Source organism: Mesorhizobium sp. P5_C1, from assembly GCF_054049815.1.
On record NZ_JBFULQ010000207.1, the window covers coordinates 1 to 9,220 of the forward strand.

Annotated in this window: 7 protein-coding genes; 3 read left to right on the plus strand and 4 right to left on the minus strand. The window is 64.5% G+C overall.

The genetic code is table 11. From position 1 onward, the window contains the following. Nucleotides 1-155 precede the first annotated feature (155 nt). Nucleotides 156-1,190 carry an aldo/keto reductase gene (locus tag ACXJ7R_RS17330; RefSeq protein ID WP_457152906.1) on the minus strand — a complete coding sequence of 345 codons (1,035 nt, stop codon included), beginning with the start codon at nucleotides 1,188-1,190 and terminating at the stop codon, nucleotides 156-158. A 58-nt stretch (nucleotides 1,191-1,248) separates the two neighbouring features. Continuing rightward, nucleotides 1,249-2,430: an MFS transporter gene (locus ACXJ7R_RS17335; protein WP_457152907.1), complete on the minus strand. Its 1,182-nt coding sequence runs from the start codon at nucleotides 2,428-2,430 to the stop codon at nucleotides 1,249-1,251. 119 nt (nucleotides 2,431-2,549) lie between these two features. Between ACXJ7R_RS17335 and ACXJ7R_RS17340 the strand changes: the two genes are divergently transcribed. Beyond that, entirely contained in the window at nucleotides 2,550-3,458 is a 909-nt protein-coding gene (locus ACXJ7R_RS17340; protein WP_457152908.1) for a LysR family transcriptional regulator, read from the plus strand. Between the two features lie 55 nt (nucleotides 3,459-3,513). Here ACXJ7R_RS17340 and ACXJ7R_RS17345 read toward each other — a convergent pair whose 3' ends face one another. Beyond that, the gene (locus ACXJ7R_RS17345) at nucleotides 3,514-4,563 is read right to left on the minus strand and encodes an aldo/keto reductase (protein ID WP_457152909.1); all 1,050 of its coding nucleotides are present in this window, start codon (nucleotides 4,561-4,563) and stop codon (nucleotides 3,514-3,516) included. A gap of 108 nt (nucleotides 4,564-4,671) precedes the next feature. Continuing rightward, a complete protein-coding gene (locus ACXJ7R_RS17350; RefSeq protein WP_457152910.1) occupies nucleotides 4,672-5,334 on the minus strand; it encodes a YggS family pyridoxal phosphate-dependent enzyme in 663 nt (220 codons plus the stop codon). 153 nt (nucleotides 5,335-5,487) lie between these two features. Here ACXJ7R_RS17350 and leuS point away from each other — a divergent pair, with 153 nt between their 5' ends. After that, on the plus strand, nucleotides 5,488-8,112 hold the full coding sequence (gene leuS, locus ACXJ7R_RS17355) for a leucine--tRNA ligase (protein ID WP_457152911.1): 2,625 nt from the start codon (nucleotides 5,488-5,490) through the stop codon (nucleotides 8,110-8,112). Next, nucleotides 8,099-8,680, plus strand: coding sequence for an LPS assembly lipoprotein LptE (gene lptE, locus ACXJ7R_RS17360; protein WP_095084169.1), 582 nt, complete (start codon nucleotides 8,099-8,101; stop codon nucleotides 8,678-8,680). The genes leuS and lptE overlap by 14 nt, the downstream gene beginning before the upstream one ends. Nucleotides 8,681-9,220: the final 540 nt, after the last annotated feature.

Genomic DNA, 9,220 nt, shown 5'->3' on the forward strand with positions numbered 1-9,220 from the left:
CGATATTCAGGTGAGGCCGGCCTGCGAATGGCGGTTTCCTGCGCTTCCGGTGCTCACGTACTTTAAGTACGCTCCGCTCCGGTTCTCGGAAGCCACCATTCTCGACTCGGCCTGACCTGAATCTCGACACACCCCGATCCCGAACGGTTGATGTGTTAAACCGCCGGCGGGTTCAGCCGGGCGAAACCTTCCTGGCGGTGATAGGGGAAATATGGGTAGGGTGCGGTGACTTCGCTGGCCGCGTCGAGTTTCCCGATCTGCTCCGGCGTCAAGGTCCAGCCGATGGCGCCGAGATTTTGGCGCAGCTGTTCTTCGTTGCGGGCGCCGATGATGACCGAGGATACGGTCGGGCGCTGCAGCAGCCAGTTGATGGCGATCTGCGGTACTGTCCTGCCGGTTTCTTCGGCCACTGCGTCGAGGGCATCCATGACCCGGTAGAGATGCTCGTCCTCGACCGGTGGGCCGAAGCTTGCGGTGTCGTGCAGCCGGCTCTTGTCCGGCAGTTTTGCTCCCCGGCGGATCTTGCCGGTCAGGCGGCCCCAGCCGAGCGGGCTCCACACCAGCGCGCCGACGCCCTGGTCGAGGCCAAGCGGCATCAGCTCCCACTCGTAGTCGCGGCCAACCAGCGAATAGTAGACTTGGTGCGCGACATAGCGCGGGTAGCCGTGCCTGTCGGCTTGCGCCAGCGACTTCATCACTTGCCAGCCGGAGAAGTTGGAGACGCCGACATAGCGAAGCTTGCCGGAACGCACCAGCTCGTCCAGCGTCGACAGAACCTCCTCGATCGGCGTGCCGGCATCGAAAGCATGCAGCTGCAGCAGGTCGATGTAATCGGTGCCGAGCCGCCGCAGCGCGTCGTCCACGGATTTGATCAGTCGCGAACGCGACGAGCCGTAATCGGCCGGGCCGTCACCCATCGGCAGCGCGGTCTTGGTGGAGATGAGCACGGCATCGCGGCGGCCTTTTATGGCTTCGCCAAGCACTTCTTCCGACGCGCCGTTCGAATAGACGTCGGCGGTGTCGAACAGATTGACGCCGGCTTCGAGGCAGATGTCGACCAGCCGCCGCGCTTCGCTGGCGTCGCTGTTGCCCCAGGCGCCGAACAGCGGGCCGGAGCCGCCAAAGGTTCCCGCGCCAAATGAGAGTGCGGGCACTTTCAGGCCCGATGCACCGAGACGTCGATAGTCCATTTTCGTGGCTCCTGGTGGTTTGGAAAGGGATGTCGAAGGCGATCCGGTTTTGCCGGCGTTATGAGCGGACCGAGAGAGGCTCGCCGATCGTAGGGCTGCGATCGAGGCGCAGTGCCAGTCCCGCCACGGCGAGTGCGGTGAGCGGCAGCAGGGCGGCGATCCAGGTGAGCGAACCCAAGCCGAGGCCCTGGGCGATCACCGCGCCGCCAAGCCAGGCGCCAGCGGCGTTGCCAAGATTGAAGGCGGCGATGTTGAAGGAAGAGGCAAGGCTTTGGCCCGCACCTTGCGCCTTTTCCAGCACCCACATCTGCAGCGGCGCCACGGTGGCGAAAGCGGCGGCACCCAGCAGGCCGACATAGATCACGGCCATTACCTGGCTGTGGATGGCGAAGGTCATGGTTGCGAGCACCAGGGCCAGCACCACGAGGCTGCCCAGCACGGCCGGCACCAGCCAGCGATCGGCGACCTTGCCGCCGGCGAGATTGCCGGCGATGAGACCGCCGCCGAAGACGAGCAGGATTGGCGACACGGCGGCTTCGCCAAAACCGCTGATCTGCGTCAGTAACGGAGCAATGTAGGTGAAGACGGCGAAGACGCCGGCATAGCCGAGCACGGTGGTGGCGAGGCCGAGCAGCACGGGCGTGCGGCGCAGCACGGCGAGGTCGGCGCGCAGGTCGCTCTTTTCGGGCGCCGTCCGGCTGCGTGGCACCAGAGCCAAGATGACGGCGAAGGCCGCCAGGCCAACCACGGTTACCGCCCAGAAGGTCGCCCGCCAGCCAAAGGCCTGGCCGAGCCAGGTGCCGAAGGGCACGCCCAGGATGTTGGCGATGGTCAGGCCGGTGAACATCAGTGCGATCGCCGAGGCCTTCTTGTTGGGCGCGACCAGCCCGGTGGCGACCACCGAACCGACACCGAAGAAGGTGCCATGGGCAAAGGCGGTGATGACGCGGGCGCCCATCAGCGTCCAATAGTCGGGCGCTAGCGCACAGGCGAGATTGCCAAGCGTGAAGATCGCCATCAGCGCCAGAAGCACGGTCTTGCGCGGCCAGTTGCCGGTAGCGATGGTCAGCAAGGGCGCGCCGATGACGACGCCGAGCGCATAGCCCGAAATGAGCTGGCCGGCGGCCGAGATCGAGACGCCGAGATCCTTGCTGACGTCGAGCAGCAAACCCATGATGACGAATTCGGTGACGCCAATGCCGAAGGCGCCGGCGGCGAGGGCGTAAAGAGCAAGAGGCATGGCGATTTCCACTTCGATGAGGATGAGCGCCGTCCCGCGCCCCGACCCGAAAGATCGTGTCGCCATGCATTGTGAACCAGACTTGCGCCGGGCACATTTTCTGTGAAATAGATTCACAAATGGCCAGGCCTGATATCAATCGCTCCGGCGAGATCGAAGTGTTCGTGCGCGTCGTCGAGGAAGGTAGTTTCTCTTCCGCGGCACGCGCGTTGCGCATGACGCCGTCGGCGGTCAGCAAGCTGATCGCGCGGCTGGAAGCTCGGCTTGGCGCGCGGCTGGTCAGCCGTTCGACGCGAAAACTGCAACTGACACCGGAAGGCACCGCGTTCTACGACAGCGGCCTGCGCATCCTGGCCGACATGGCGGCGGCCGAGCAGGAAGCCGCGGCAGGGGCGGCGCCACGCGGACGGCTGCGCGTCAACTCCTACGTTCCCTTCGGGGTGCATCGGCTGATCCCGCTCCTGCCGCGCTTCCTCGAACGTTACCCGGAGATTTCGGTCGATCTGGTGCTGACCGACAGCGTCATCGACCTGATGGCGGAACGCGCCGATGTCGCCATCCGCGCCGGGCCGCTCGGCGAATCGCGGCTGGTGGCGCGCAAGCTCGGGCAAGGCCCGGTGGCGGTCGTTGCAGCACCTTCCTACCTCCAGATGCATGGCACGCCGCTAACACCGGCCGATCTCGACAGGCACAACCGCATGGGCTTCGGTTTCGTGCGGCATCTCGACGGCTGGCCATTCCGTGACGCGGCTGGCAACGCCATCATGGTTCCGATCATCGGCAACACGCTGGTCAGCGATGGCGAGGCGATGCGGCTGATGGCACTGGCGGGCGCGGGCATTGCCCGGCTAGCGCGCTGGCACGTGGCAGCCGATATCGCGGCCGGCCGGCTGGTGCGGTTGCTCGAGGATTTCAATCCGGGCGACGAGGAGGCCACCCACGCCGTCTATGTCGGCCAGGGCCGGCACCTGCCGGCGCGGGTGCGGGCCTTTCTCGATTTCCTTGGCGAGAGCGTGCGGCTGACCTAAGGCGAGGCGGCTCTCGGGAGCCCATGGGCTCCCGAGATGTCTGCGCTGGTGGCGGCTAGGCTTTCGGCGTGAACGGCGCCGGGCGGCGGCCGGCGGCCTGGCGCTCCACCATCCAGCCGGGATATTCGGGCGGCAGGGCGCTGACCTCGTCGAGGCGGACGAGATCGTCGCTGTCAAGCTTCAGCTGGGTGGCGGCAAGGTTCTGTTCGAGCTGCTCCATGCGGCTGGCGCCGATGATGACGCTCATCACGAAGGGCCTGGTCAGAACATAGCCGAGCGCCACCGTGGCAACGCTCACATTGTGCTTTTTGGCGATCTCGCGCATGACGGCGACGGCCGCCCAGGCGCGCTCCTCGTTGACCGGCGGGAAGTTGAGGGAGGCACGGCGGCCCTCGCCATTGCCTGGCGCGCCGGGGCCGTATTTGCCGGACAGCAGGCCTCCGGCCATCGGCGACCATACCATCAGGCCAAGCTTTTCCTCATTGATGAGCGGCACGATTTCGCGCTCGAGATCGCGGCCGGCGATCGAGTAATAGGACTGGATGGTCTCGAAACGGGCAGAGCCCTTGCGGTCGGCGATGCCGAGCGCCTTGGCGATGCGCCAGGCCTGCCAGTTGGAAACGCCGACATAGCGGACCTTGCCGCTGGCAACCAGATCGTCGAGCGCCCGCATCGTCTCGTCGATCGGCGTGACCATGTCGGTGCCGTGCAACTGATAGAGGTCGATATGGTCGAGCTGCAGCCGCTCGAGGCTGGCATCGACCGAGTCCATGATGTGGCCGCGTGACGAGCCACGCTGGTTGGGACCGTCGCCCATGGCGCCATGCACCTTGGTGGCGATGACCACTTTCTGCCTGTCGACGCCGAGATCCCTCAGCGACTGGCCGAGCAGCCGCTCGGACTCGCCAAACGAGTAGACGTCGGCCGTATCGAAGAAATTGACCCCGGCGGCGAGCGAGCGCGCAACGATCTCGTTGACGCCCTTCTGGTCGAGGCTGGCGATCAGGCCCCATTGGGCGTTCTCGCCGGCGGCGCCGAAGGTCATGGTGCCGAGGCAAAGTTCGGAGACGAACATCCCCGTATTTCCAAGCTGGTTGTAACGCATAGTGGAGGCTCCAGGAGAATGGTGATGACACCAAGCAAATAGGAACGATACGTTTCGTTTCCAGTCTTGGCACAACGAGGCTGCCAGATTGGCCCAAAGTCCGCGGTGTCAGCGGCTGCCGAAGATCGCCGATCCGACCCGGACGCTGGTGGCGCCGAAGGCGACCGCCGTCTCGTAGTCGCCGGACATGCCCATCGACAGTTTGGCGACGCCGGCCTCATGCGCAAGCTTCTCCAGCAAGGCGAAGTGAGGACCTGGGTTCTCGTCGGCCGGCGGGATGCACATCAGGCCTTCGATGGCGAGGCCGTGGACACCACGGCAGCGGGTGACGAAGGCTACCGCGTCGCGCGGTTCGATGCCGGCCTTCTGCGGCTCGGACCCGGTGTTGACCTGGACATAGAGCTTCGGCGCGCGGCCCTGCCTGGCGATCTCCCTGGCGAGTTCGACGGCGATCTTGTCGCGATCGACYGTCTCGATGACATCGAACAGCGCCACCGCCTCCTTTGCCTTGTTCGACTGCAGTGGACCGATCAGATGCAGCTCGATGTCGGCAAAAGTCTCCTTCAGTGCCGGCCATTTGCCTTGCGCCTCCTGCACGCGGTTTTCGCCGAAGACGCGCTGGCCGGCCTCGATGACCGGGCTTATGTCGGCGGCGTCAAAGGTCTTGGAAACCGCGACCAGCGTTACCGCGCCAGGATCGCGGCCGGCTTCGCGCTCGGCGGCGGCGATCTTGGCCTTGACCGCGAAAAACTGCTGAACGGCGTCACCCATATGCAAATCCCGCTGTTTTGATCCGCGTTTTTGACCGACGCGAGACCCATATGGTTGACGGGTTTGCCAAACCATGGTGAACACCCGGACCATATCCAATGAACTGCCGAGCTGTCGCCCGCAGTCCGCATGCTTTTAAGTGAAAAACGTCCCATGGCAACCGAACGATACAATCCGCGCGCGTCAGAGCCCAAATGGCAGAAGGCCTGGGACGCCAGGAAGCTTTTCGAAGCGCACAATGACGATCCGCGCCCGAAATACTACGTGCTGGAAATGTTCCCCTATCCGTCGGGGCGCATCCATATCGGCCACACCCGCAACTACACGATGGGTGACGTGGTGGCGCGCTACAAGCGGGCCAAGGGCTTCAACGTGCTGCACCCGATGGGCTGGGACGCCTTCGGCATGCCGGCGGAGAACGCGGCGATGCAGAACAAGGTCCATCCCAAGGAATGGACCTACCAGAATATCGCCACTATGCGCGAGCAGCTCAAGGTCATGGGCCTGTCGCTGGACTGGGCGCGCGAATTCGCCACCTGCGACGTCGACTACTACCACCGCCAGCAGATGCTGTTCCTCGATTTCGTCGAGAAGGGCCTGGTGACGCGCAAATCCTCCAAGGTCAACTGGGATCCGGAGGACATGACCGTGCTCGCCAACGAGCAGGTCATCGACGGACGCGGCTGGCGTTCGGGGGCGCTGGTCGAACAGCGCGAACTGACGCAGTGGTTCTTCAGGATCACCGATTTCGCCCAGGACCTGCTGGATTCGCTCGACGGCCTCACCGAATGGCCGGAAAAAGTGAAGCTGATGCAGCAGAACTGGATCGGCCGCTCCGAGGGCCTGCTGATTCGCTGGCCGCTGGCCGACGCCATCGGCGGCGAGCATGAGCTGGAAGTCTATACGACAAGGCCCGACACCATTTTCGGCGCCTCTTTCATGGCTGTCGCCGCCGATCACCCGCTGGCCAGGAAGGCTGCCGAGACAAATCCGGCGCTGGCCAAGTTCATCGACGAGGTCCGCCATATGGGCACTTCGGTGGCGGCGCTGGAAACGGCTGAGAAGAAGGGCTTCGACACCGGCATCCGCGTCGTTCATCCGTTTGACGACAGCYGGACGCTGCCGGTCTATGTCGCSAATTTCGTSCTGATGGAATACGGCACCGGYGCCATCTTCGGCTGTCCGTCCGGCGACCAGCGCGACCTCGACTTCGCCAACAAATACGGCCTGCCGGTGATCCCGGTGGTGATGCCGGAAGGCGAGAATCCAGGCAGCTTCCAGATCATCGATGAAGCCTATGTCGGCGACGGCGTGATGATCAATTCGCGCTTCCTCGACGGCATGAAGCCGGATCAGGCGTTCGACGAGGTCGCGAAACTGCTGGAGCAGAAGACCATCGGCAACCGGCCAATGGCCGAGMGCAAGGTGAATTTCCGCCTGCGCGACTGGGGCATTTCGCGCCAGCGCTACTGGGGCTGCCCGATCCCGATGATCCATTGCGAGGATTGCGGCGTGGTGCCGGTGCCGAAGGCCGACCTGCCGGTCAGGCTGCCCGACGATGTCGATTTCGACCGGCCCGGCAATCCGCTCGACCGCCATCCGACCTGGCGCCATGTCAAATGCCCGCAATGCGGCAAGGATGCGCGTCGTGAAACCGACACGATGGATACGTTCGTCGATTCGTCGTGGTATTTCGCGCGCTTCACGGCGCCCAGAGCGTATGAGCCGACCGATCCCAAGGCAGCCAATGAGTGGCTGGCGGTCGACCAGTATATTGGCGGCATCGAGCACGCGATCCTGCATCTGCTCTATTCGCGCTTCTTCACCCGCGCCATGCGCGAGACCGGCCATGTCGATTTGGCCGAGCCGTTCAAGGGCCTGTTCACGCAAGGCATGGTGGTGCACGAAACTTATCGCGTCGGCTCGGCGTCGAATGGCCGCTGGCTGGCGCCTACGGAAGTGCGGCTGGAGGACGACGACGGCAAGCGCCGCGCCATCGACATCGCCACCGGCGAGGCGGTGACGATCGGCCCGCTTGAAAAGATGTCGAAGTCGAAGAAGAACACGGTGAGCCCGGAAGACATCACCGACGGCTACGGCGCCGACACGGCGCGCTGGTTCATGCTGTCGGACTCACCGCCCGAGCGCGATGTCGAATGGACCGACGATGGCGCCGCCGGCGCGCATCGCTTCATTCAGCGCATCTGGCGCCTGGTGTCGACGGCGGCCGAGACGCTGGCCGGCGTCGGGCCCGTGGCGGCCAATGCCGGCGAGGCGGCAGTAGTTTCGAAAGCTGCGCACAAGATCCTGAAGGCGGTCGGCGAGGATATCGAGAAGCTTGCCTTCAACCGCGCCATCGCCCGCATCTACGAACTGGCCAATGCGCTGACCACGCCGCTCAACGATGTGGCCGAAGGCAAGGCCGATGCGGCGCTGAAAGGCGCTTGCCGGCAGGCCGTGGAGATACTCGTGCATCTGATCGCGCCGGTCATGCCGCATCTGGCCGAGGAGTGCTGGGAAACGCTCGGCGGCACCGATCTGGTCGCCGAACGGCCGTGGCCGGTCTTCGATCCGGTACTGGTCGTCGACAACGAAGTTACCTATCCGGTACAGGTCAACGGCAAGAAGCGGGGGGATTTGACAATTGCCCGCGACGCGGACCAAGGTGCGGTCGAAAAAGCGGTACTGTCTCTCGACTTCGTGCAGAAAGCACTCGAAGGTAAGGCTCCGCGCAAGGTGATCATCGTGCCGCAGAGGATCGTCAATGTCGTTGCCTGATCGAAAGACAGAGCTGGGCCGTTTGCTGCGCCGCGTGGCGCTTGCCGGCCTGCTCGGCTCGCTTGCGCTGGCCTCGGCCTGCACGGTGCGGCCGCTCTATTCAAGCGCGCCGCTGTCGACCAGCTCGACCGGCAGCGCCAATTCCGAACTGGCGTCGATCGGCATCAAGCCGGTCAACACGCGTTTCGGGCAGCAGGTGCGCAACAATTTGATCTTCGGGTTTGGACGAGGCGCCGGCGAACCGGCCTCGCCGGCCTATTCGCTCTTCCTCGGCGTGGGCGAAGCCGTCGAATCCGCGGCACTCGTGCAGGTCGGAACCGACGAAGACGAGCCGACCGCCGGCTCCGTGACGCTGACCGCCAACTACACGCTGAGCGATGCCAAGACCGGTGCAAAGATCGCGTCCGGGAGGCGCTCGATCACCTCGTCCTTCGACAGGCCGCGTCAGGAATTCGCCGCATACCGGGCGCAGATCGACGCCGAGAACCGTGCCGCGCGCGAGCTGGCCGAAGCGCTGCAGCTGTCCATCGCCCAGGACCTGGTCAAGTACGGCAAGACGGCCGGCTAGCGCATCATCGTTTCGAACGCTCTCCGCCTCAAAATGCGGGTATGGCGGGCAATGGTGACATTGATCACGCGCGCGCAAAGTCAGTCCGCCCGAGATTCCGTGGAGGTGGCCTACGTCACGCCTTGTGGTTCCCGCAACCAGACTGCGCCGGCGTGAGTGCTGCCTGACAACGGGTCGCTCGTTGCGACCGGTACGATGACTTGCTGTCCCAAGATCGTCGACGATCGCGCCGCCGGGGAAGCAACTGTTAACCACTCGCTCCCTATTGCTCGGCAGGTGTTTCAGAGCGAGTCGTGAGAATGGAATCCAAGCGTTTTTCCCGGGTCAATTCATTGAAGGCAACTTCGCCCGATGACCCCGGGGTAGAGCGTTTCGAGGGCGTGAGTGGCAGGGCCGGTCGGCAAGCTCCTTCAGCCGCGACAGGCGGCCATGATCGCCCAACTCACCAGGGACAGGACGGCCGGCAGTCCGGCATACACCAGACCGGCTATTCCGCGCGGGTTGTTGATCTTGGCGGCAGCAGGCGGCCCTATATGGAGC